This window comes from Ectothiorhodospira haloalkaliphila ATCC 51935, from assembly GCF_000633935.1.
Lineage (GTDB): Bacteria > Pseudomonadota > Gammaproteobacteria > Ectothiorhodospirales > Ectothiorhodospiraceae > Ectothiorhodospira > Ectothiorhodospira haloalkaliphila.
The window spans coordinates 380889-403237 of sequence record NZ_KK214998.1 but is presented as its reverse complement, the minus strand read 5'-3'; the positions used below and the strand labels follow the sequence as shown (position 1 = coordinate 403237).

Sequence of the window (22349 nt, the reverse complement as noted above, 5' to 3'; positions counted from 1 at the left end):
GGCTGCAAGTCGCTGATTTGTATGGCTGGGGGACCAGGATTCGAACCTGGGTTGACGGAGTCAGAGTCCGTAGTCCTACCGCTAGACGATCCCCCAAGGGATATGGGTAACGCTACAGGATCGGCGCCTGACAATTCAAGCGCCGATCCCGGGCAGCCAGAGAAACGCTTAGCGCTTGCTGTACTGCGTGGCGCGGCGGGCCTTGCGCAGGCCGACCTTCTTGCGCTCCACCTCACGGGCGTCGCGGGTCAGGTAGCCGAATTCGCGCATCTTGCCGCGCAGGTTTTCGTCATACTCCACCAGGGCACGGGCGATGCCCAGACGGATGGCGCCGGCCTGACCGTTGGCGCCGCCGCCGGACACCGTGGCGACCACGTCGAAGCGGTTCAGGTTTTCGGAGACTTCCAGCGGCTGGCGCACCACCATACGGGAGGTTTCCCGGCCGAAGAACTCTTCCAGCGGCTTCTTGTTGACGACGATGTCACCCTTGCCCGGGCGCAGGAAAACACGCGCAGAGGCCTCTTTGCGGCGTCCGGTTCCGTAGTTCTGGGTTGTTGCCATGACTTGACCTGCTCTGTGTGCTGTCCGGCGCCGCGTTGGCGGCGCACTGGGAATTGATTCAGATGTCCAGCGGCTGCGGCTGCTGGGCGGTGTGGCGATGTTCGCTGCCGCCGTAGACCTTCAGCTTCTTGAACATGGCCCGACCCAAAGGGTTCTTGGGCAGCATGCCCTTCACGGCGATCTCGATCAGCCGCTCGGGGTGGGTGTCCCGGATCTGCTGGGCGCTGGCGGACTTCATGTGCCCGACGTAACCCGTGTGATGATAGTACATCTTGTCGGAGTCTTTGTTGCCGCTCAGGCGCACCTTGGAGGCATTGACAACCACGATGTAGTCACCGGTATCCACGTGGGGGGTGTACTCGGGCTTGTGCTTGCCACGCAGGCGACGAGCCAGTTCGGTGGCGAGCCTGCCCAGGGTCTTGCCGGAGGCGTCCACCACGTACCAATCGCGGTTGACTTCAGCGGGCTTGGCGCTAAAGGTCTTCATTGCCTGAACTCCAGGGTGGTCTTGAATTACGGAAAGCGCGGAAGTTTAGCCATATCCGCAATGGGTTTCAAGCCTCAAACCCAATATGCGATGCGGGTCATGACCTTGGACACCGCTGGCATCATCACTCGCCGCACCGGCCAGGGCAGTTCTGCGCCCCCCAGGGACATGGCCAGTTCGCCGTGGTGGGCCTCGTCGATCTTCATCTGTTCGAGCACGGCGCGGGTGGGTCCGTCCTCGACAACGATACGCCCCAGGTGGTCATCCAGGTGACGTACCACCTGCTGCTCGGTCTCATTGACGAAGCCGAGACTCCACTTGTCCCCCGCTGCCCCGGCCAGGGCACCCAGGGTGAAGGAGCCGGCATACCACAGGGGGTTGAGCACGCTGGTGTGACCGTCCAGCACCCGCAGTCGATTGGCGCACCAGGCCAGGTGGTCGTTCTCCTCCCGGGCGGAGCGTTCCATGCGTTCGCGCACTTCCTCACGACGGGCGGTGAGGGCCTGGCCCTGGTATAGACCCTGGGCAGCCACCTCCCCGGCGTGGTTCACGCGCATCAGGCGGGCCGACAGCGCCCGGGCGTTGTCATCCAGGTCCGGCTCGGGCATGAGCTCGGCCGGGTCGGGCCGTTCGGTGGCCCGGGGGCGACCAAACAAGGTGCACAAGGCCTCGTCACAGGCCGAGAGCAGGCGATCGGTGGGAGAGAGTCGGCGCATGGGCGTGGGCCTCGGGTGGATACCTGACCAGAATACAGGGTGACGGCGTGGCCACTCAAGGTGGGCCAGGTGCTCGCCGCATTCGCGGGCGAGGCCCGCTCCCACAGGGCAGGGCTTCCGGATCAACCGCTGCTGGTCTGCAGGACCTGGGAGCGGGCCTGGAGCAGTTCCGCCGGGCCCAGGACCTGGATGGGGAGGCGGCGGCGCTTGAGGCCGGTGACGAAATGAATGGCGCAGCCCACGTTGGCGGTGAGCAGCACATCCGGGGCCAACTGCTCCAGTGCATCCAGCTTTGGCGACAACAGATGATCCGCCATTTTCGGATGCGTGAGCATGTAACTGCCTGCGGCACCACAGCACAGGGCATTCTCCGGCAGGGGCAGCACCTCGACTCCCGGCAGACGACGAGCCAGGGCCTCCAGGGCCTCGTGTTCCTTGAGCACATGGCGCAGCGTGCAGGGGGTGTGCACGGCCACCCGGAGCGGCTCCTGACGGAGTTTCAGCGGCTTGAGGTCTTCTTCTGCCAGCAACACGCACAGGTCGGCCACGCGCCCCATCAGGGCATGATCACCCACCTCGGTGAAGGCATAGACCTCGGACTTGAGCTGCGCCCGGCAGCCGCTGTTGAGGCTGAGCACCGGGCCACCCTGCCCTCCCATGAGAGTCTGATTGCGCCGAGCCAGGTCGGCGGCGGCCTTGGGACGACCCGCATGCTGATCCAGGGCACCGCAACATACCTGATGCTCGGGCACGGACACCCGGTAACCCAGGCATTCCAGCACCTGCCGCGCGGCCTGGACCGCCCGGGCATCCAGGGCCTCTCCCGTGCAGCCGGTGAACAGGGTGATGGCCCGGGCCTTGACCCTGGTGGTCGCCACCGGCAGCTTATCCTGGCCGCCCTGCTTGCCGCTGGCTGCGGTCGACACCCTGGCCGTTGTCGAGGCGGCCGAGGGCTTCCCGGCGTCTCGCCCAGCCGCACCACTTGCGCCCTTGTCACCCCGCTGATCCTGCTGGGCCTGTCTGGACGCCTCCTGACGCTCTACGGGGGGTGCGCCGCCATCCGATCGCCCTGCCCGCTCCGACTGCGATGATGAAGCATCAGCCTCCAAAGCCGCCGGCTGCTGCGTCGGCTTTGGGGCCGACGGGCTTGGCAGGGAGCGCCCTGATTTTTCGTCCAGCGTTGCATCCGCCCCAGGCGCCGGCAACCGTGGCACCTTGCTCAAGGGCATGGTTCGGAGACCCCGGTTCAGTGGCATGCCCATGAGATAGGAGGCGGCCCGAGCCATTCCGGGGCGGCGCCGGGAGCCCAGCCAGCTGGCCAGCCGCACCAGGCCCAGCATCTGTGCCAAACGGAAAGAACGGGCGGCCACGCGCCGGCTGCCATCATGACGCAGCAGGTAACCCTTCACCGGCCCACGACCGCCTGGAGGAATCAACTCGGCCCGTGCTGCGTCCATCAGCCGCCCAAAGGGCACGAGGGAGGGGCACACTGCCTCACAGGCCCGGCATTGCACGCAACTCTCCAGATGCCGACGCACGGCCGCGTCATCCCGCAGATGCCCCTGCATCAGCCCCTGCATGAGGGTGATCCGACCTCGCGGAGAGTCGCCCTCGTCGAGAGTGGCCAGATAGGTGGGGCAATGGGGCAAACAGAGGCCGCACTTGACGCACAGATCCGTATCCTTGAGAGACGAATAATCCTTCTGTCTCTGCACGTAGGGCACCAGGGAGGATCCGGGTTTCCGCGTGGGTGCCGGCCGGGATCTGCGGAACAGGGCAAGGGGATTCATGCGGTGCTGACTCGGGTTGGGTTTCGGGGAACCGCGACGGGGCGTGAGGAAGACCACGCACCGGATCTGTTAGGGTTTGGCCTCAAACTCATTCACCGAAGGAGCCTTGAAAGTGTGTCGAATGCGGTTGCTTTGCGCCTATTGTAGCAGCGCCTTGATGCTGGCCTCCCCTACCCTTTACGCGGAATGGGGCGAGAACGAGGGCTGGAGCGGGGATGCCGAATTCGGGGCCGTGTTCTCCAGCGGCAATACCGACTCCCAGAACATCAGCGCCCGCAGCCGCCTGCGCTATGAAATACCCTTGTGGCGCCACACCCTGCAGCTGGAGGCCTTCACCGGCTCGGAGGATGGCGCCACCACCCAGGAACGCTATCTGGGTACGTTCCAGACGGATCGCAAGTTGACCGCGCGGGACTACCTGTTCGGCGCGCTCCGTACCGAGAAGGATCGCTTCAGCGGCTACGACTATCAACGCTCCCTGTCGGCAGGCTATGGCCGCCGCGTGGCCGATACCGAACGTTTGCGACTGGACCTGGAGGCCGGCGCCGGTGCGCGACAGGCCCGCCTGGAGGACGGCGATAGCGAGAACGAAACCATCTTCCGGGGCGCCGGCGCCCTGGACTATCGCATCAACTCTGCCCTGCGTTTCACCGAGGATCTGCTGATCCAGGCCGGCGACGACAACACCGAGGTGGAGTCCATCAGCGCCCTGCGCTACCGTTTGAATGACCGCTTTACCGCCCGCTTCGCCCTGACTGTGAAGCATAATACCGATGTGCCCGAGGACCGGGACAAGACTGATACCATCACCTCCATCAGCCTGGTCTACGACCTGTGGAACTGACATGGCCTACTACACACGACACATCTTTTTCTGCACCAACGAGCGCGAGGACGGCAACTGCTGCCAGCACTTTCGTGCCAGTGAACTGCGCAACCACGCCAAGCAGCGGGCCAAGGCCCTGAACATCACCGGCAAGGGCGGCGTGCGAGTGAATGCCGCCGGCTGCCTGGACCGCTGCAACGAGGGACCCGTGGCGGTGGTTTACCCCGAAGGCGTCTGGTACACCTTTGCCGATGAGCGGGACATCGACGAGATCGTCGATGAGCACCTGCAGCATGGACGGGTGGTGGAGCGACTCAAGCTCTGAAGACGGCGGCGCGATTGTGCATCGCACCATCCATCCCCGCAAGCCTGCCGCTCATCACCAGAAACGCGGCTAACCTCCTGTAGGGGTTGACATGTGCAGTGCAGCATACGATAGTAGAGCCATACTGTTTCTCGGAGCAATTCCGGGGTTCGGTATACTCCTCCATCCTCCTTTGGTGGTTTTGGCGCGGCTCCTCAAGCCGCGCTTTTTTTTTGGGCGTTTGCCCAAGGGTTGCTTATGTGCCCGCCGCTTTCGCGGGCGGGGCCCGCTCCCACAGGAAAATCACGGGGTTAGCCTTGCCCACCCCTCGCCGCGTATAATCCCACCCTTTTTCACACCCTCCTCCAACCGTAGCCGAAGCCCATGACCCAAGCCGATTCCCGACCCGTGACCCGCGCCCTGATCAGCGTTTCCGACAAGACGGGGCTGCTGCCCTTTGCCCAGGCACTGGCCGCGCGCGGCGTGGAAATCCTGTCCACCGGCGGTACTGCCCGTTTGCTGGCCGAAGCCGGCGTGCCTGTCAAGGAAGTGTCGGCCCACACCGGCTTTCCCGAGATGATGGCCGGGCGGGTGAAGACCCTCCATCCCAAGATCCACGGGGGCATCCTGGGCCGGCGCGGCGTGGATGATCAGGCCATGCAGGACCATGACATCCCCCCCATCGACCTGGTGGTGGTGAACCTGTACCCCTTCGAGGCGACGGTCGCCAAGCCCGATTGCACCCTGGAAGACGCCATCGAGAACATCGACATCGGTGGACCCGCCATGGTTCGGGCCGCCGCCAAGAACCATGCTTCCGTGGGCATCGTCGTGGATCCTGCCGACTACGACCGGGTGCTCAATGCCCTGGAGAGTGGCAACGGCGCCCTGCCCCAGCGCCTGCGCTTCGAACTGGCGGCCAAGGCCTATGCCCATACCGGTCGCTACGATGGCGCCATCGCCAATTATCTGACCACCATGGCCGAGGACGGCAGCCGTGAGGCCTTCCCGGGCACCTTCTCGGTGCAATTCGAGAAGGCCATGGACCTGCGATACGGGGAGAACCCGCACCAGGCCGCCGCCTTCTATCGCGAGCATCAGCCCGCCGAGGCCGGCGTGGCCTCGGCCCGGCAGATTCAGGGCAAGGCCCTGTCGTTCAACAATATTGCCGACACGGACGCTGCTCTGGAATGTGTGAAACAGTTTGCCGAGCCGGCCTGCGTGATCGTCAAGCATGCCAATCCCTGCGGCGTGGCAGTGGCCCATGACTGCCTGACGGCCTACGACAAGGCCTTCCAGACCGACCCCACCTCGGCCTTCGGTGGCATCATCGCCTTCAATCGCCCCCTGGACGGCAGCACGGCCAAGGCCATCGTGGAACGTCAGTTCGTGGAGGTGATCATCGCCCCGCAGGTGCTGCCGGAGGCGGCCCAGGCGGTGGCCGGCAAGCCCAATGTGCGCCTGCTGGAATGTGGCCAGTGGGATGACAAGGGTGTACCCGCCTGGGATTTCAAGCGCGTCAATGGCGGCCTGCTGGTCCAGGATCGGGATTTGGGACAGGTCCTGCCCTCGGACCTGCGCCAGGTGTCCGAGCGGGCCCCTACCGTGCAGGAGCAGTCTGATCTGCTGTTCGCCTGGCGAGTGGCCAAGTTCGTCAAGTCCAACGCGATTGTCTATGTGCGCGACGGCCAGACCATCGGCGTGGGCGCCGGGCAGATGAGCCGGGTGTACTCCGCGCGTATCGCCGGCATCAAGGCTGCCGACGAGAATCTGCAGGTAGCCGGATCGGTAATGGCCTCGGACGCCTTCTTCCCCTTCCGCGACGGCATCGACGCTGCCCATGAGGCCGGGATCACCGCCGTGATCCAGCCCGGGGGCTCCATGCGGGACGAGGAAGTCATTGCCGCCGCCAATGAGCATGGCATGGCGATGATGTTCACCGGCATGCGCCATTTCCGCCACTAGAATGGGGACAGACCCTTTTTCTTGCTTATTTTGTGGGAAGGGGGACAAGACCCCTTTTCCCTCTGACTTTTGGCAACATCAGAGGTGCCGACATTGAACGTCCTGATCATCGGTAATGGCGGCCGTGAACACGCCCTGGCCTGGAAGGCGGCCCAGTCGCCGCGGGTGAAGCGGGTCTTTGTGGCCCCGGGCAACGCGGGGACGGCGCGTGAGGCCAAGTGCGAGAACACCCCCATCGATGCCACCGACATCGATGCCCTGCTCGCCTTCGCCCAAAAGCAGAAGATCCAGCTGACCATCGTCGGCCCCGAGGCGCCCCTGGTGGCCGGGATCGTGGATGCCTTCCAGGCCGAGGGCCTGCCCATCTTCGGGCCCACCCGGGCCTCGGCCCAGCTGGAGGGCTCCAAGGCCTTCTCCAAGGACTTCCTGGCCCGGCATCACATCCCCACCGCCGCCTATGGCAGCTTCACGGACCTGGACGAGGCCCTGGCCTACCTGAAACAGCAGGGCGCCCCCATCGTGGTCAAGGCCGATGGCCTGGCCGCCGGCAAGGGCGTGATCCTGGCCCAGACCCTGGAAGAGGCCGAGGCCGCGGTGCGCGACATGCTGGCGGGGAATGCCTTCGGCGAGGCGGGCAGCCGGGTGGTGATCGAGGAATTCCTGCAGGGCGAGGAGGCCAGCTTCATCTGCATGGTGGATGGCGAGCACGTGCTTCCCATGGCCAGCTCACAGGATCACAAGGCCCGCGACAACGGCGACAAGGGCCCCAACACCGGCGGCATGGGGGCCTACTCCCCCGCCCCGGTGGTCACTCCTGAGATCCACGATCGCATCATGGAGCAAGTGATCCTGCCCACGGTGCGGGGCATGGCCGCTGAAGGCCACCCCTACACCGGCTTTCTCTATGCCGGCGTGATGATCGACGCCCAGGGCATCCCCAAGGTACTGGAGTTCAACTGCCGCTTTGGCGATCCGGAAACCCAGCCCATCCTCATGCGCCTGCGCTCCGACCTGGTGGACCTGGTGGAAGCGGCCCTGGCACAACGCCTGGATCAGATACAAGCTGAGTGGGACCCCCGCGCTGCCCTGGGGGTGGTGCTGGCCGCCGGGGGATATCCCGGTACTTACCGCAAGGGAGATGAGGTCCTGGGGCTGGACGCGGATACGGGCATGGATGCCAAGATCTTTCATGCAGGCACGGCCGAGCAGGATGGCAAGGTGGTCACCCAGGGCGGCCGGGTCCTGTGTGCGGTGGGCCTGGGAGAGCGGGTCAGCGATGCCCAGGCCAGCGCCTATGCCCTGGCAAGGAAACTCTGCTGGTGGGGTGTGTATTACCGCACCGACATCGGTCATCGCGCGGTGGCGCGGGAGGCGGAATAAGGTTATTGCAAGTCGCCGTGCAAGTCCGGAGACTGATAGACAACCAAGACCTACCACCCAGCACGGATACAGGCCTATGAAAAAACTGGATATGGTGCACGACTACGACCCCACGCCGCTGTCCTGCGACAAGGACGCGCTCAAGGAGTCCATCCGCGACGGGCTGATCCACATCGTCGGCAAGGACCCATTGAACGCCACCCGGCGTGACTGGCTGCAGGCCGTCTCGTACGCTGCGCGAGAGCGCATCATCGAACGCCGCATGTACACCAAGCGACTGTTCAACCAGGAACAGGTCAAGCGGGTGTATTACCTCTCCATGGAATACCTCATTGGCCGCATGCTGGTGAACAGCCTGATGAACCTGGGGTTTTACGAAAACTGCAAGGACGCCCTCAAGGAGATGGGCGTGGACCTGCATGAAATCGTGGGCCTGGAGTCGGATGCCGCGCTGGGCAATGGCGGCCTGGGGCGCCTGGCGGCCTGCATCCTGGACTCGCTGGCCACCCAGTGCCTGCCCGGCTATGGCTACGGTATTCGCTATGAGTTCGGCATGTTCCATCAACACCTGGAAGACGGTGAACAGGTGGAGCACCCGGATAACTGGCTGCGCTATGGCAACCCCTGGGAGTTTCCCCGCCCGGAGAAGATCTACCCGGTGCATTTTTACGGCTACGTGGTGGAGCACCGTGAGCGGGGCGTCACCCGGCATCACTGGGAAGATGGTGAGGAGGTCATTGCCATGGCCTACGACCACCCCACTCCCGGTTTCGGCAACAAGAACGTGAACAACCTGCGCCTATGGGCTGCCAAGGCCACCCGGGACTTCGACCTGGATTATTTCAACGAGGGCGACTACATCCGCGCGGTGCAGGAGAAGATCGAGTCGGAAACCATTTCCATGGTGCTCTATCCCAACGATGCCACTGCCGTCGGTCGGGAATTACGCCTGAAACAGGAATATTTCTTCGTCTCTGCATCCATCCAGGACATCCTGGCCCGGCATCTGGAGTTGGGATATTCCCTGGGAGAATTGCCCAACAAGGTGGCCATCCAGCTCAACGACACCCACCCGGCCATCGCCATTGCCGAACTCATGCGCCTGCTGGTGGATCAGCACCACCTGCCCTGGCAGAAGGCCTGGAACATCACCTGTGGTGTGTTCTCATACACCAATCACACCCTGATGCCCGAGGCCCTGGAGACCTGGCCGGTGCACCTCATGGAACGGGTGCTGCCGCGGCACATGCAGATCATCTACGAGATCAATTTCCACTTCCTCAACGAGGTGCGGCACAACTTCCCCGGCGACAACGCCATCGTTCAGCGCCTGTCCATCATTGACGAAAGCAACGGCCGGCAGGTGCGCATGGCCCATCTTGCCGTGGTGGGCAGCCACATGGTGAACGGCGTGGCGGCCCTGCACACCCAGCTGCTCAAGAAGAATCTTTTCCGGGATTTCCACCGCCTGTGGCCAGAGCGTTTCGTGAGCATCACCAATGGCATCACGCCGCGGCTGTGGCTGAACCAGGCCAACCCGGGGCTGCGGGATCTGATCAATGAGCATATCGGCGAAGACTGGTTGATGGACCTCCAGCAACTGAACAAGCTGGAGCCCCTGATCGACAACCCCGGGTTCCGTGAGCGTTTTCAGCAGGTGAAGCGCCGCAACAAGGAACGTCTGGCGGACATGATCAAGGAGGAAATGGGGCTCACGGTCAGCCCGGATGCCATGTTCGATGTACAGATCAAACGCATCCACGAATACAAGCGACAGTTGCTCAACGTGTTGCATATCATCAGCTACTACAACCGTATTCGGGACGGTCGCGCCGGCGAGCAGGCCCCGCGGGTGAGCATCTTCGCCGGCAAGGCAGCCCCTTCTTATGTGCGTGCCAAGCAGATCATCCATCTGATCAACGATGTGGCGGATGTGGTCAACCACGACCCGATGGTGGCCGGCAAGCAGCAGGTGGCCTTCATCCCCAATTATGATGTGAGCAGCGCCTCGGTGATCATCCCGGCGGCGGACCTTTCCGAGCAAATTTCCACGGCCGGCACCGAGGCCTCGGGCACCGGCAACATGAAGCTGGCGCTCAATGGGGCCATGACCATCGGTACCCTGGACGGCGCCAATATCGAGATCCGTCAGGCGGTGGGCGAGGAGAACATCTTCATTTTCGGCCTGAATGCGGACGAGGTGGATCACCTCAGGGCCGAGGGTTACCGGCCACGGGATTATTATGATTCCAACGAGGAACTGCGCCAGGCCCTGGACATGATCCGTGACGGTTTCTTCTCACCTTCCGAGCCGGGGCGCTACCGGGATCTGGTACAGAATCTTCTGGAGGTGGATACCTTCATGGTGCTGGCGGACTATGAGTCCTACATCCGCGAGCAGGAGCGGGTGGACGAGCTCTACCGGGATCAGGACGCCTGGACACGGCGTGCCATGCTCAACACGGCCCGCATGGGCTACTTCTCCATCGATCGTACGGTGGCGGAGTATGCGGAGAAGGTGTGGGGCATCGTTCCGGAGGGTTGGAACTGATCAGGCCTGTGACAGGGGGCCATCAGGCCCCCGGTTGCCTGAGTTCAGGCATTGGAGTCCCAGCCGATCAGCTGCGCTTCATCATGTCGAAGAATTCGTTGTTGGTCTTGGTGGACTGCAGGCGGGCCAGGAGGAATTCCATGGACTCGAGTTCGTCCATGGGGTGAAGGAATTTGCGCAGGATCCAGAGCTTTTGCAGCTCTTCCGGATCGGTGAGCAATTCCTCGCGGCGGGTGCCGGAACGGTTGATGTTGATGGCGGGGTAGATGCGCTTTTCGCTGATGCGGCGATCCAGATGCACTTCCATGTTGCCCGTGCCCTTGAACTCCTCGTAGATGACCTCGTCCATCTTGGAGCCGGTCTCCACCAGGGCCGTGGCCAGGATGGTGAGACTGCCGCCCTCCTCGATGTTGCGCGCCGCCCCGAAGAAGCGCTTGGGACGATGCAGGGCATTGGCATCCACGCCGCCGGTGAGCACCTTGCCTGACGAGGGCACCACGGTGTTGTAGGCCCGGGCCAGACGGGTGATGGAGTCCAGCAGGATGACCACGTCGCGGCGATGCTCCACCAGACGCTTGGCCTTTTCGATGACCATCTCCGCCACCTGCACATGTCGGCTGGCGGGTTCGTCGAAGGTGGAGGACACCACCTCGCCCTGCACCATGCGCGACATCTCGGTCACTTCCTCGGGGCGCTCATCAATGAGCAGCACGATCAGGTAGCACTCGGGATAGTTGGCGGTGATGCTCTGGGCGATATTCTGCAGCATGATGGTCTTGCCCGCCTTGGGGGGCGAGACGATCAGGCCACGCTGGCCCTTGCCGAAGGGGGCGACGATATCGATGATGCGGGCGGTGATGTCTTCCGTGGAGCCGTTGCCTCGTTCCATGCGCATGCGGTGCGAGGCATGCAGGGGCGTGAGGTTTTCGAACAGCACCTTGTTCTTGGCCGCCTCGGGGGCCTCGAAATTGATCTGATCCACCTTGAGCAGCGCAAAGTAGCGCTCACCTTCCTTGGGGGGCCGGATCTTGCCGGAGATGGTATCACCGGTGCGCAGGCTGAAGCGTCGAATCTGGCTGGGGGAGACATAGATATCGTCCGGCCCGGCCAGGTAGGAGCTGTCGGCACTGCGCAGGAACCCGAATCCGTCCTGCAGGATCTCCAGCACCCCGTCACCGAAGATATCTTCTCCGCCCTTGGCATGGGCTTTCAGGATCGAGAAGATGATGTCCTGCTTTCGAGACCTCGCCATGCCTTCGAGGTCCATGGACTGGGCGACTTCCACAAGCTCGGAGGCCGACTTACGCTTGAGTTCGGTGAGGTTCATAAAGGCTTCGCGGGGGGGAGTGGGCTATCGGTGGTTTTAATCGCGCGGACAGGGCAGAGCCAGCAAAGGTGTGCCTAAGGCGCTTGATCTTGAGGTCGGCTTTGGGGTCGAGAGGCGCGACTGCCAGGACGGCAGGCTGAGTAATCATTATTTTTTTGTGACGTTACCATTAAATCTTCGGGGCGTCCAGCCCGTCGTGATTGGACGCCCCGAAGCGGGCCTTAGATGTTCTGATCGATGAAGGCCGTCAGCTGCGACTTGGACAGGGCACCGACCTTGGTGGCCTCCACATTACCTCCCTTGAACAACATCAGGGTAGGGATACCGCGGATACCAAACTTGGGTGGGGTGGCCGGGTTTTCGTCGATGTTGAGCTTGGCCACCTTGAGCTTGCCGTCGTATTCAGCGGCGATCTCGTCGAGGATGGGGGCAATCATCTTGCAGGGACCGCACCACTCCGCCCAATAGTCCACCAGCACCGGCTGATCAGACTTGAGGACATCCTCCTCGAAACTTCCATCCGTGACATAGGTGATGTTTTCACTCACTGCGATTGACCTCCGGTTAGAATGTCTGCGAAGGCAACAGGCGAATTGGCCATGCAGCACCACGCATTGGATCATTGGAGCCGATTCGGCACACCATTTCAAGTCCATACATGATACCGCGAGGAAAGGCCCCAACTCCATGACGGATCAACATGTTTCTGATACGCACTTCGCAAGTTTCGACCTCCCGGACCCGGTTCGCCAGGGTCTGACGGACGCCGGCTTCACCCACTGCACCCCCATTCAAGGCCTGGCCCTGCCCCCGGCACTGGAGGGCAAGGACGTGGCCGGACAGGCCCAGACGGGCACCGGCAAGACGGCGGCCTTCCTGATCACCGTGTTCACCCACCTGCTTCGACACCCGGCCCCGGAGCAGCGCCGGCCCAACCAGGTGCGGGCACTGATCCTGGCGCCCACCCGCGAATTGGCCATCCAGATCCACAAGGATGCCATGGTGCTCGGCAGCCATACCGGCCTCACCCTCGGACTGGCCTACGGCGGCACCGATTACGAGAAGCAGCGCAAGCAACTCTCGGATGGGGTGGACATCCTGATCGGCACCCCGGGGCGCATCATTGATTATTTCAAGCAGAAGGTCTTCGACCTGCGTCAGGCCCAGACACTGGTGCTGGACGAGGCCGATCGCATGTTCGACCTGGGCTTCATCAAGGACGTGCGTTTCCTGCTCAGGCGCATGCCCCCGCCCACCGAACGGCAGTCCATGCTGTTTTCCGCCACCCTGTCCTGGCGCGTGATGGAACTGGCCTACGAACACATGAACAACCCGGCCAAGGTGCAAACCCAGGACGAACAGGTGACCGCCGAGCGGGTCCGTCAGGCCATCTACTACCCGGCCAACGACCAGAAGATTCCGCTGCTGCTGGGCCTGATGCGCAAGCTCGGGCCGGAGCGATCCATGGTGTTCGTGAACACCAAGCATGGCGCCGAGAAGGTCACCGCATGGCTCGAGGGCAACGGCATCCGTGTGGCCCTGCTCTCCGGAGATGTGCCACAGCGCAAGCGTCAGAGCCTGCTGGCGAAGTTTGAGCAAAGCGAGTATCAGGTCCTGGTAGCCACCGATGTGGCGGCCCGTGGCCTGCACATCCCGGATGTCTCCCATGTGTTCAATTTTGATTTGCCCCAGTCCGGGGAGGACTATGTGCACCGCATCGGTCGCACGGGACGCGCCGGCGCCGAGGGCGACGCCATCAGCTTTGCCTGCGAGGACTTCGCCTTTCATCTGCCGGAGATCGAGGAATACATCGGCTTCAAGATCGACTCGGAGATGACCGACCACGCCATCCTGGCCACGGACCTGGAACCCCCTAAAAGGCGCCAGCGAAAGCCTTCATCCGGTCCGCCACGGGGGCGTTCCGGTGGCCGCTCCGGTTCCTCCAGCGGCCCGGGCAAACAGCCCCGCGCCCGGCAGCGTTCAGACCAGGAGTCCACGGCCGGATCACAGGCAGCCAAACCCCAGGGTGAACCGTCCGGGGAAGGCAATGGCAAGCCGCCCCGCCGTCGCCGTCGGCGCAAACCCCGCCAGGAGGGGCCGGCAACACCTTCCTGACACCACGGCGGCCTGAAGGGGGCGTCTCACCTTACCGAGAAACACTCCAGCCATTCTCCCCCTTGGGGGAGAATGGCTGGGGATGAGGGGGTGGGGCAGGCACTGTGCCGGTGCTCGCCCCTCACCCCAACCCCTCTCCCCACAGGGGAGAGGGGCTTTTCACTTTCATCATCGGGGTGACTCACAACCGTGATGCATGAGCGTCAGGTATGCTGCCGCCCATGGTAGAGCATGACCGCGTGTCGGGCCTCGGCGAAGAACAGCCAGCGTTCCAGGCCGATGCCGGCCAGGGCGGAGATCAGGGCCAGGGTGAGCCAGTGTGCCGGGGCGCCGGACAGCACCCAGGCCAGCAACAGGATGGGCAGGGCGAACCCCAGGGCGAACACGCCCAAGCGGGCGCGCTGGATCACCTGCCGGCCCGGGTCGAAACCGAATTCACGGGTCAGGAAGGTGCCGGCGGTGTGGCCCGGATCCAGGATGCGCACCGGGGCGCGGGTGAAGCCGGTGGCAGTATTGATGGTGGGGCCGGTCACCTCGCGGATCCACAGGAAGTAGATGCCCTTCATGATCGCCGCCAGCACCAGCAGAGCGATGGCAATGCCGCCCAGCAAGGGATCGTCGCCGACGAACCAGCCATGGATGGCCACCAGGGCCAAGCCCCCCAGGGCCAGGCCCAGCAGCAGGTAATTGGCCGGGGTGAGAGCCGTGTGCCATTGGCGGATGGTCTTGAGGCTTGCGTAGATCATGCCGGTGGAGAAGACGGTCAGCCCTGCCAGCAGCACGGCGATCACGCCCATGATCATGCCCGCCTGCCCCACATCACCACCGGTGGCGCGAACCTCCCAGGCATACCACAGGGCAAAGGGATAAAAGGCCACGGCCAGCACCGCCTCCCGGGAGAGCCAGGAAGTGCGCACCCGCATGAACGCCCGCCAGGCATTGCGGGGGTTGTGCAGATGCAGACTGGATGACAAGAGCCCGATGGTGATCAGCACCAGGGCCACGGCCAGTTGCGTTTGCAGCTCACCGCTGGAGGCGTCGGGGTAGCTGCCGGTCAGGTGCAGCACGGCCACCAGCATGAACAGGCCATAGCCGGCCCCGGAGAGCACGGTGAAGAAGATCACGGAAAGGGCTGGGTGCATGGAGTGTCATCCTGTTGGTTGCTCTGGTCTGCTCCCGGGTCGAAGGGCAGCGTGCCGGCCGCCCCCTCATCCCCGGCCCTTCTCCCCGGAGGGGAGAAGGGAGTCTGGGTCTCCGCGCCTGCAGGGAAGCCCTTGAGCCCCTCTCCCGCTGGTGGGAGAGGGGTCGGGGTGAGGGCCGAGGTCCACATCAACGAACAATGGCCTGATTCACCCATTCCTTCACGCTGCTGATCAGGCTCTTGCGCCGCACATCGTCCGTGGGCACCGGCCGGGTGACGCGTGGCGGCAGATAGGTGTTGGTGGGCTTGTAACCCAACTCGGGCATGAGCGTCTGCCCGGCCCGTTCCCGCGTCAGGCGGCTCACCTGGGAATCGGGATCATCCAGGTCACCGAAGAAACGGGCATGGGCCGGACAGGTGATCACGCAGGCGGGCTGACGATCCTCAGGCTCCAGGGTCTCGTCGTAGATACGGTCGATGCACAGGGTGCATTTTTTCATCACCCCATCCACGGGATCCAGCTCCCGAGCACCATAGGGGCAGGCCCAGGCGCACAGGTTGCAGCCCATGCATTTGTCCTGATCCACCAGAACGATGCCATCCTCCTTGCGCTTGTAGGAGGCGCCCGTGGGGCATACGGTCACGCAGTCCGCATCCTCGCAGTGCATGCAGGACATGGGCATGTTGACGGTCTTGTTGTTGGGGTAATCGCCCACCTCGTAGTGGCGGATGCGATTGAACCAGACGCCACTGGGCTCAGCGCCATAGGCGGCGATATCGGTCAGTGGTCCGGTGGTGCCGGAGGTGTTCCACTGTTTACAGGCCACGGCGCAGGCATGGCAGCCCACGCAGGTGTCCAGGTCGATTACCAGACCCAATCGCATTGATTCACTCCTCAAGTCGTCTGCCTCGAAGGCATGTGCCCTCCGCTCCCCTCATCCCCGTCCCTTCTCCCCCGAGGGGAGAAGGGGGCGTTAGTTCTCACCCCTTGGGGGAGAAGAAAGTTTAGAGCCCCTCTCCCGCTCGCGGGAGAGGGGTTGGGGTGAGGGCCCGGTTTACCGCCGGTGCTTGCCCCGCATGAGCACATCCCAGAGGCTGCGCTTCAGGTTCACGGCGCGGTGCGTCTGATAGCGCAAGGCGCTGGGAGATACCGCCATCCCGGGCAGGGGTTTCACCTGATCGAACTGGGGCCAGGAACCCACCTCGCCTGGTTTGGCGGGGGTAATCTTCACACGCAGGTCATACCAGGCCGCCTGACCGGTGACAGGGTCGGAATTGGTGACATTGTCCAGCCCGTCTCCCTTCTGGGGGAGTAATTCCGAGATCAGGTGGTTGAGCAGAAAGCCCTTGCGGGATTCATCCGCATCCGCCGACAACCCCCAGGCGCCCGCCTGCTTGCCGATGGCGTTCCAGGTCCAGACCGTGTCCGGTTCCACCGCCTCGATCAGTTTCACCTGGGCACGGATGCGACCATGATGAGACTCCACCCATACCCAGGCATCGTCCTCGATGCCCATGGAGTGGGCCCGCCCCCGGTTCATGTAAAGGCGATTACCGGCGCAGATCTGCCGCAGCCAGGCGTTTTGTGAATCCCAGGAGTGGTACATGAACATGGGCCGCTGGGTGATGGCATGGAAGGGATACGCATCGGCATCGACGCGATCATGCTCCAGCGGGGGATGCCAGATGGGCAATGGATCAAAGTAGCGGGTGAGTCGGTCCTTGTGTTCCTCGCGGGTGGGGCATGGCCCGTCGTACAGCCCCTGCCCTGCCAGCTTGAAGCGCTGCTGAGTCTCGGAATACAACTCCAGCACGATGGGATCGGTGGACCCCACCCAGCCCGCATGCCGGGCCAGGGTCAGGTAATCCTGGTTGCAGTAGCGGTAGTATTTCTGACTGTCTTCCAGGTGATGCACGAAGAAGCACTGGTTCTTGGCGTACGCCTCCCATTGCTGCGGATTGGGATCGCCGCGCAGGTCCTGATCCCCGTTTTCGCCACGCCAACCCGCCAGGAAACCGATGCCCGGCTCTTTCTGGAAGTTGACGATGAAGTCCTGATAGGAGGTGTATCGGGGCTTGCCATCCTCACCGGTGAACGCCGGGAATTTGAGCCGCCCGGCCAGATCCACCAGCACTTCCTGCCAGGGGCGCACGTCCCGGTCCTTCTCCAGGATGGGCTGGCGGATGGAATCCGCCGCGGCATGGGGTTCGGAGATGGGGCGGTCCAGCATGGAGATGGTGTCGTGCCGCTCCAGATAGGTGCAATCCGGCAGCACCAGATCGGCGAAGTTGACCGTCTCCGAGTGAAAGGCGTCGGACACCACCAGGAAGGGAATCTTGTACTCCCCGTCCTCACCCTTCTCCCGCAGCATGTCCATCACCTGGCTGGTGTTCATGGTGGAATTCCAGCTCATGTTGGCCATGAACAGGATCAGGGTGTCGATGGGGTAAGGGTCTCCCTTCACCGCATTGGTGATCACCATGTGCATCAGGCCGTGGTTGGCCATGGGTGCGTCCCAGGAATAGGCCTTGTCGATGCGCAGGGGGTTGCCCTGCTTGTCGATCACCAGGTCCTCGGGGCCGGTGGGGAAACCCAGCGGTGGGCTCTTGAGGGGAGTGTTGGGGGCCATCTCCCGGGCCGGCTTGATGCCCGGCGGGATGTGCTTGGGATACGGCGGCTTGGACAGATGCCCACCGGGCACGTCGATGGTGCCCATGAGGATCTGCAGCAGGTGGATGGCGCGACAGGTCTGAAAACCGTTGGAGTGGGCGGAGATGCCCCGCATGGCGTGCATGGAGACGGGGCGACCCACGAAGCGATCATGGGTGCGGCCGTAGGCATCGGTCCACTGGCATTCGATCTCGATGGTCTCCTTGAAGGCCACATGGGCCATCTCCAGGGCCAGACGCTCGATCTGTTCGGCGGGCACGCCGCAACGATCGGCCACGTTCTCCGGCGCATACTGGGCATTGAGATAGCGTTCGGCCAGCAGGGTCATGACCGTCTTCACCGGGCGACCGTCGGGTGCGGTGTATTCACCGAACAGGGCCGGCTGGATTTCCACCTGGGAGGCGTCGGTGACGGCGTTCGTATCCTGATCCCAGCACAGGGGCTTGCCCTTCTTGTCCCGCAGGATGAGGCCGTGCCCCTTTTGCCCCGGGGTGTCCACCACCAGCCAGGGGGCGTTGGTGTAGCGCACCAGGAAGGCCTGGTCGATGCAGTCGTTGCGCAGCAGCACGTGGATCATGGCCAGAGCCAGCAACCCATCGGTGCCCGGACGGATGGCGACCCACTCGTCGGCCACGGCCTGATAGCCGGTGCGCACCGGGTTCACGGAGACGAACTTGGCGCCGCGGCGCTTGATCTGCTCGATGCCCATCTTGATGGGATTGGAGGCATGGTCCTCCGCAACGCCCCAGAGCATGAAATATTTGGTGCGTTCCCAGTCCGGGTCGCCGAATTCCCAGAAGGCATGCCCCATGGTGTAAAGCCCCGCCGAGGCCATGTTCACGGAGCAGAACCCGCCATGGGCAGCCCAGTTGATGGTACCGAACTGGGTGGCCCACAGGCCGGTCAGCGCCTGCATCTGGTCGCGACCGGTGAAGAAGGCCAGCTTCTTGGGATCGGTGGAGCGGATCTTCGCCAGGCGATCGGTGAGCAGATTCAGGGCATCGTGCCAGGAGATGGGTTCAAACTCCCCCTCCCCCCGTTCGGTACCGGGCTTGCGCATCAGGGGTTGCTGCAACCTCGCCGGGGACTGCTGCTTCATGATGCCGGCGTTGCCCTTGGCACAGAGCACGCCCTTGTTCACCGGATGGTTGCGGTTGCCCTGGATGTAGCGGACCTTGTTGTCTTCGACGGTGACCTTGATGCCGCAGCGACAGGCGCACATGTAGCAAGTGGTGTACCGGGTGTCCTGTCGGGAATGGTCTTCGAACTTCGGCAGTGCCTTCATGCCCCGTCACCTGTCGTTATGGTTATGTAGGGTGTGGTGATGATTCGCTCAGGGTAGTTTTTAGCAGAATCCAGGTGTGAAAGTGTGCCGGTTGCGGGGCACCAACTCAAAGGGAAGTTTTTGATTTGGGTATAAGTGAGGCGGAAAAGGGGGGCAGTCAGTCCCCGCCACCCTCACCCCAACCCCTCTCCCGCCAGCGGGAGAGGAGCTCTTTGGGGAAACGGGGTCTGGCCCCTTTTCCCGGCATCGGGGAAGGGGTCTTCGGGTCGAGCGGGCCGGTCAGCCCTCCTTCTTGTCCGCTGCCGTTTGCCGCAGGCGGATGTTCAGTTCCCGCAACTGGGCCTCGCTGACCTCGGCGGGGGCCTGGGTGAGGGGGCAGGCGGCGGTCTGGGTCTTGGGGAAGGCCATGACGTCGCGGATGGACTGGGCGCCGGTCATGAGCATGACCAGGCGATCCAGGCCGAAGGCGATACCGCCGTGCGGCGGGCAGCCGTACTTCAGGGCATCCAGCAGGAAGCCGAACTTCTCCCGGGCCTCGGTCTCGCCGATGCCCAGCAGTTCGAACACCTTCTGCTGCATGGCCATGTTGTGGATACGCACCGAACCGCCGCCCACTTCCGTGCCGTTGAGCACCAGGTCGTATGCCCGGGAGACCAGGTGACCGGGATCGCCGGCCAGCTCGTCGGGGTTATCCACCCGGGGCGCGGTGAAGGGATGGTGCAGGGCCACCCAGCGGTTGTCCTTGTCGTCCATCTCGAACATGGGGAAGTCCACCACCCACAGGGGGCGCCAGCCGCGCGCCACCAGATGGCGATCATGACCCAGCTTGACCCGCAGGGCACCCAGGGCCTCGTTCACCACACGGGCCTTGTCGGCACCAAAGAAGATCAGGTCGCCATCCTCGGCCTCGGTGCGGTTGAGGATCTCCACCACCACCTCGTCCGGCAGGAACTTGAGGATGGGAGATTGCAGTCCCTCTCGCCCCGCATTGACGTCGTTGACCTTGATATAGGCCAGGCCCTTGGCACCATAACGCCCCACGAACTGGGTGTAGTCGTCGATTTCCTTACGGGTGAGATCACCACCCTTGGGCAGACGCAGGGCCGCCACGCGGCCATGGGGATCCTTGGCGGGGCCGGAGAACACCTTGAACTCCACCGGCGCCATCACGTCAGTGAGCTCCGTCAGTTCCAGGGGGATGCGCAGGTCCGGCTTGTCGGAGCCAAAGCGGCGCATGGCCTCGGCATAGGTCATGCGCTGGAAGGGGGTGTGCAGGGGCACTTCCAGCACCTGGGCGAAGAGTTCGCGCATCATTTCCTCCATGAGGGTCATGATGCCTTCCTCATCCATGAAGGAGGTCTCGATATCCAGCTGGGTGAACTCGGGCTGACGGTCGGCGCGCAGGTCTTCGTCCCGGAAGCAGCGCACGATCTGGTAGTAGCGGTCCAGCCCCGACATCATCAGCAACTGCTTGAACAGCTGCGGCGACTGGGGCAGCGCGAAGAAACTGCCGGGATGGGTGCGGCTGGGCACCAGGTAATCCCGCGCCCCTTCGGGCGTGGCCTTGGTGAGCATCGGGGTCTCGATATCGAGGAAGTCATGCCCTTCCAGGAACCGGCGCAATACGCCGGTGATCTGGGCACGCATCTGCAGACGCCTCTGCATGGTGGGGCGGCGCAGATCCACATAACGGTAGCGCAGGCGGGTCTCCTCGCCCACGTCGTCCTCATCCAGCTGGAAGGGTGGGGTCTCGGAGGTGTTGAGCACGGTCAGCCCGGTGCCCAGCACTTCGATGGCGCCGGTGCGCAGATCGGTGTTCACCGTACCTTCCGGACGACGACGCACCCGGCCGGTCACCTTCAGCACGTATTCGCTGCGAATGCGCTCGGCGGTGGCGAAGACATCGGCCCGGTCCGGGTCGAAGACCACCTGCACCAACCCCTCACGGTCACGCAGATCGACAAAGATCACGCCCCCATGGTCCCGGCGGCGATTGACCCAGCCGCACAGTGTCACTTCCTGGTCGAGCAGGGACTCATCGACGATACCGCAGTAATGGGAGCGCATGGGGGATTCCTGGAGTGTCCTGAATGATTGAGGCTGTGGAAAACCGGTAATGGTACGGTCTTGCCAATTGGGGTGGCAAGTCCAGGGGAAGGCGCCTGGCGCCGCGGCCTCACTTCGCCCCCGTCTCGCCCTTCTTGACCGGGGGGTAGCGGGGCACCACCACGCCCAGGGACATGACGAACTTGAGGCCGTCCTCCACCGACATGTCGAGCACCACCACCTCGTCCCGAGGCACAAGGATGATGAAGCCAGAAGTGGGGTTGGGTGTGGTGGGAATGAAGACGCTGATCACATCCTTTTCGGTGCGCGCCTGCACCTCGCCCATGCCGGCCCCGGTCTGAAAGCCCAGGGTCCAGATCCCCTTCCTGGGATACTCCACCAGCAGCACCCGCCGGAAGGATTCCCCGCCCGCCCCCAACAGGGTCTCCATCACCTGCTTCACGGCGGAGTAGATGGTGCTCACCAGGGGGATACGGGCCAGGATGGCCTCCCAGATCTCCACCAGCTTGCGACCCAGCAGGTTGGCCACCACCAGGCCGGTGGTGAAGACGATGACCACAGCGATCACCACCCCGAAGCCCGGGATGGTGAAACCCAGCAGGGCCTCCGGTCGCAACCCCGGCGGCAGCAGCAGCAGGGTGCGATCCATCACGTCCAGGATGAACTTGATGATGGCCGCGGTGGCCACCAGGGGCACCCAGACCAGCAGGCCTGCGATCAGGTAGCGTCGCAGGCTCTGCATGGGTCCGCTGTGTTTGTCCGACAAGGATCACCCCCCGGAGTTGGCGGCAGCGGGACAGGCGCTGCAGGCCGGGGATTTGGCACTGCTGTCGGTGGCGCAGGGAGCGGCCTTGTCACCCTCCTTGAGATTGCGCTTGTTGTCCTTCTTGAAATCGGTCTCGTACCAGCCGCTACCACCTAGGCGAAAGGCGCTGGCCGACACCAGTTTGCGCAGTTCGGCCGTGTGGCAGGCGGGGCAGTCCACCAATGGGGCATCGGCAATCTTCTGCATGGCCTCCATGCGGTGGCCACAGGCATTGCATTCGTATTCGTAGATGGGCATCGTCGGGTCTCCGTGCGAGGCGGTCTGATCGTGCGCGAATTATACTGTCTTGGAGGCGCAATCGGGCGCCTTTCGGGTTATGGGGCCGATGGGGCATTTT

The 22349-nt window shown here is 63.6% G+C and carries 18 protein-coding genes and 1 tRNA gene; 6 read left to right on the top strand and 13 right to left on the bottom strand.

From position 1 onward, the window contains the following. Positions 1-22 precede the first annotated feature (22 nt). From ECTHA_RS0109690 to ECTHA_RS19025, 5 genes are all read right to left on the bottom strand, one after another. A tRNA-Gln gene (locus ECTHA_RS0109690) sits at positions 23-96 on the bottom strand. Between the two features lie 72 nt (positions 97-168). Next, the gene (rpsI, locus tag ECTHA_RS0109685; RefSeq protein ID WP_025280424.1) at positions 169-561 is read right to left on the bottom strand and encodes a 30S ribosomal protein S9; all 393 of its coding nucleotides are present in this window, start codon (positions 559-561) and stop codon (positions 169-171) included. A 58-nt stretch (positions 562-619) separates the two neighbouring features. Then, positions 620-1048 (bottom strand): 50S ribosomal protein L13, encoded by a 429-nt coding sequence (gene rplM, locus ECTHA_RS0109680; RefSeq protein WP_025280423.1) that lies wholly within the window; start codon positions 1046-1048, stop codon positions 620-622. 74 nt (positions 1049-1122) lie between these two features. Beyond that, entirely contained in the window at positions 1123-1764 is a 642-nt protein-coding gene (coq7, locus tag ECTHA_RS0109675; protein ID WP_025280422.1) for a 2-polyprenyl-3-methyl-6-methoxy-1,4-benzoquinone monooxygenase, read from the bottom strand. 122 nt (positions 1765-1886) lie between these two features. Continuing rightward, a complete protein-coding gene (locus ECTHA_RS19025) occupies positions 1887-3554 on the bottom strand; it encodes a (Fe-S)-binding protein (protein ID WP_025280421.1) in 1668 nt (555 codons plus the stop codon). 157 nt (positions 3555-3711) lie between these two features. Between ECTHA_RS19025 and ECTHA_RS0109665 the strand changes: the two genes are divergently transcribed. The 5 genes from ECTHA_RS0109665 to ECTHA_RS0109645 all read left to right on the top strand — a co-directional run bounded on the left by ECTHA_RS0109665 (position 3712) and on the right by ECTHA_RS0109645 (position 10580). After that, positions 3712-4398 carry a DUF481 domain-containing protein gene (locus ECTHA_RS0109665; RefSeq protein ID WP_025280420.1) on the top strand — a complete coding sequence of 229 codons (687 nt, stop codon included), beginning with the start codon at positions 3712-3714 and terminating at the stop codon, positions 4396-4398. A 1-nt stretch (position 4399) separates the two neighbouring features. After that, on the top strand, positions 4400-4705 hold the full coding sequence (locus ECTHA_RS0109660; protein ID WP_025280419.1) for a (2Fe-2S) ferredoxin domain-containing protein: 306 nt from the start codon (positions 4400-4402) through the stop codon (positions 4703-4705). Between the two features lie 363 nt (positions 4706-5068). Then, entirely contained in the window at positions 5069-6649 is a 1581-nt protein-coding gene (gene purH / locus ECTHA_RS0109655) for a bifunctional phosphoribosylaminoimidazolecarboxamide formyltransferase/IMP cyclohydrolase (protein ID WP_025280418.1), read from the top strand. Between the two features lie 93 nt (positions 6650-6742). Beyond that, positions 6743-8029 carry a phosphoribosylamine--glycine ligase gene (gene purD / locus ECTHA_RS0109650; protein ID WP_025280417.1) on the top strand — a complete coding sequence of 429 codons (1287 nt, stop codon included), beginning with the start codon at positions 6743-6745 and terminating at the stop codon, positions 8027-8029. Between the two features lie 76 nt (positions 8030-8105). Further along, positions 8106-10580, top strand: a complete 2475-nt coding sequence (locus tag ECTHA_RS0109645; protein ID WP_174411993.1) for a glycogen/starch/alpha-glucan phosphorylase — start codon at positions 8106-8108, stop codon at positions 10578-10580. A gap of 67 nt (positions 10581-10647) precedes the next feature. Here the strand turns inward: ECTHA_RS0109645 and rho are convergent, their stop codons facing one another. Both rho and trxA read right to left on the bottom strand, forming a co-directional pair. Then, positions 10648-11907, bottom strand: a complete 1260-nt coding sequence (rho, locus tag ECTHA_RS0109640) for a transcription termination factor Rho (protein WP_025280415.1) — start codon at positions 11905-11907, stop codon at positions 10648-10650. Between the two features lie 221 nt (positions 11908-12128). Beyond that, on the bottom strand, positions 12129-12455 hold the full coding sequence (trxA, locus tag ECTHA_RS0109635) for a thioredoxin TrxA (protein ID WP_025280414.1): 327 nt from the start codon (positions 12453-12455) through the stop codon (positions 12129-12131). A gap of 139 nt (positions 12456-12594) precedes the next feature. On the opposite strand from trxA, the gene rhlB reads away from it, so the two are divergent. Continuing rightward, positions 12595-14022, top strand: a complete 1428-nt coding sequence (rhlB, locus tag ECTHA_RS0109630) for an ATP-dependent RNA helicase RhlB (RefSeq protein ID WP_025280413.1) — start codon at positions 12595-12597, stop codon at positions 14020-14022. A 203-nt stretch (positions 14023-14225) separates the two neighbouring features. On the opposite strand, the gene ECTHA_RS0109625 is transcribed toward rhlB, so the two are convergent. From ECTHA_RS0109625 to ECTHA_RS0109595, 6 genes are all read right to left on the bottom strand, one after another. Further along, positions 14226-15164 carry a dimethyl sulfoxide reductase anchor subunit family protein gene (locus ECTHA_RS0109625; protein ID WP_025280412.1) on the bottom strand — a complete coding sequence of 313 codons (939 nt, stop codon included), beginning with the start codon at positions 15162-15164 and terminating at the stop codon, positions 14226-14228. 187 nt (positions 15165-15351) lie between these two features. After that, positions 15352-16047 (bottom strand): 4Fe-4S dicluster domain-containing protein, encoded by a 696-nt coding sequence (locus ECTHA_RS0109615; RefSeq protein ID WP_025280409.1) that lies wholly within the window; start codon positions 16045-16047, stop codon positions 15352-15354. A gap of 171 nt (positions 16048-16218) precedes the next feature. Continuing rightward, a complete protein-coding gene (locus tag ECTHA_RS0109610) occupies positions 16219-19119 on the bottom strand; it encodes a molybdopterin oxidoreductase family protein (protein ID WP_025282138.1) in 2901 nt (966 codons plus the stop codon). 279 nt (positions 19120-19398) lie between these two features. Further along, the gene (gene aspS / locus ECTHA_RS0109605; protein ID WP_025282139.1) at positions 19399-21186 is read right to left on the bottom strand and encodes an aspartate--tRNA ligase; all 1788 of its coding nucleotides are present in this window, start codon (positions 21184-21186) and stop codon (positions 19399-19401) included. A gap of 109 nt (positions 21187-21295) precedes the next feature. Next, positions 21296-21928 carry a DUF502 domain-containing protein gene (locus tag ECTHA_RS0109600; RefSeq protein ID WP_035369555.1) on the bottom strand — a complete coding sequence of 211 codons (633 nt, stop codon included), beginning with the start codon at positions 21926-21928 and terminating at the stop codon, positions 21296-21298. A 27-nt stretch (positions 21929-21955) separates the two neighbouring features. Continuing rightward, positions 21956-22249, bottom strand: coding sequence for an FmdB family zinc ribbon protein (locus ECTHA_RS0109595; protein ID WP_025282141.1), 294 nt, complete (start codon positions 22247-22249; stop codon positions 21956-21958). Positions 22250-22349: the final 100 nt, after the last annotated feature.

Coding starts and splice junctions, on each gene's coding strand:
- rpsI (WP_025280424.1), bottom strand. CDS start 561: ATGGCAACAACCCAGAACTACGGAACCGGACGCCGCAAAGAGGCCTCT.
- rplM (WP_025280423.1), bottom strand. CDS start 1,048: ATGAAGACCTTTAGCGCCAAGCCCGCTGAAGTCAACCGCGATTGGTAC.
- coq7 (WP_025280422.1), bottom strand. CDS start 1,764: ATGCGCCGACTCTCTCCCACCGATCGCCTGCTCTCGGCCTGTGACGAG.
- ECTHA_RS19025 (WP_025280421.1), bottom strand. CDS start 3,554: ATGAATCCCCTTGCCCTGTTCCGCAGATCCCGGCCGGCACCCACGCGG.
- ECTHA_RS0109665 (WP_025280420.1), top strand. CDS start 3,712: ATGCTGGCCTCCCCTACCCTTTACGCGGAATGGGGCGAGAACGAGGGC.
- ECTHA_RS0109660 (WP_025280419.1), top strand. CDS start 4,400: ATGGCCTACTACACACGACACATCTTTTTCTGCACCAACGAGCGCGAG.
- purH (WP_025280418.1), top strand. CDS start 5,069: ATGACCCAAGCCGATTCCCGACCCGTGACCCGCGCCCTGATCAGCGTT.
- ECTHA_RS0109645 (WP_174411993.1), top strand. CDS start 8,106: ATGAAAAAACTGGATATGGTGCACGACTACGACCCCACGCCGCTGTCC.
- rho (WP_025280415.1), bottom strand. CDS start 11,907: ATGAACCTCACCGAACTCAAGCGTAAGTCGGCCTCCGAGCTTGTGGAA.
- rhlB (WP_025280413.1), top strand. CDS start 12,595: ATGACGGATCAACATGTTTCTGATACGCACTTCGCAAGTTTCGACCTC.
- ECTHA_RS0109625 (WP_025280412.1), bottom strand. CDS start 15,164: ATGCACCCAGCCCTTTCCGTGATCTTCTTCACCGTGCTCTCCGGGGCC.
- ECTHA_RS0109615 (WP_025280409.1), bottom strand. CDS start 16,047: ATGCGATTGGGTCTGGTAATCGACCTGGACACCTGCGTGGGCTGCCAT.
- ECTHA_RS0109610 (WP_025282138.1), bottom strand. CDS start 19,119: ATGAAGGCACTGCCGAAGTTCGAAGACCATTCCCGACAGGACACCCGG.
- aspS (WP_025282139.1), bottom strand. CDS start 21,186: ATGCGCTCCCATTACTGCGGTATCGTCGATGAGTCCCTGCTCGACCAG.
- ECTHA_RS0109600 (WP_035369555.1), bottom strand. CDS start 21,928: ATGCAGAGCCTGCGACGCTACCTGATCGCAGGCCTGCTGGTCTGGGTG.
- ECTHA_RS0109595 (WP_025282141.1), bottom strand. CDS start 22,249: ATGCCCATCTACGAATACGAATGCAATGCCTGTGGCCACCGCATGGAG.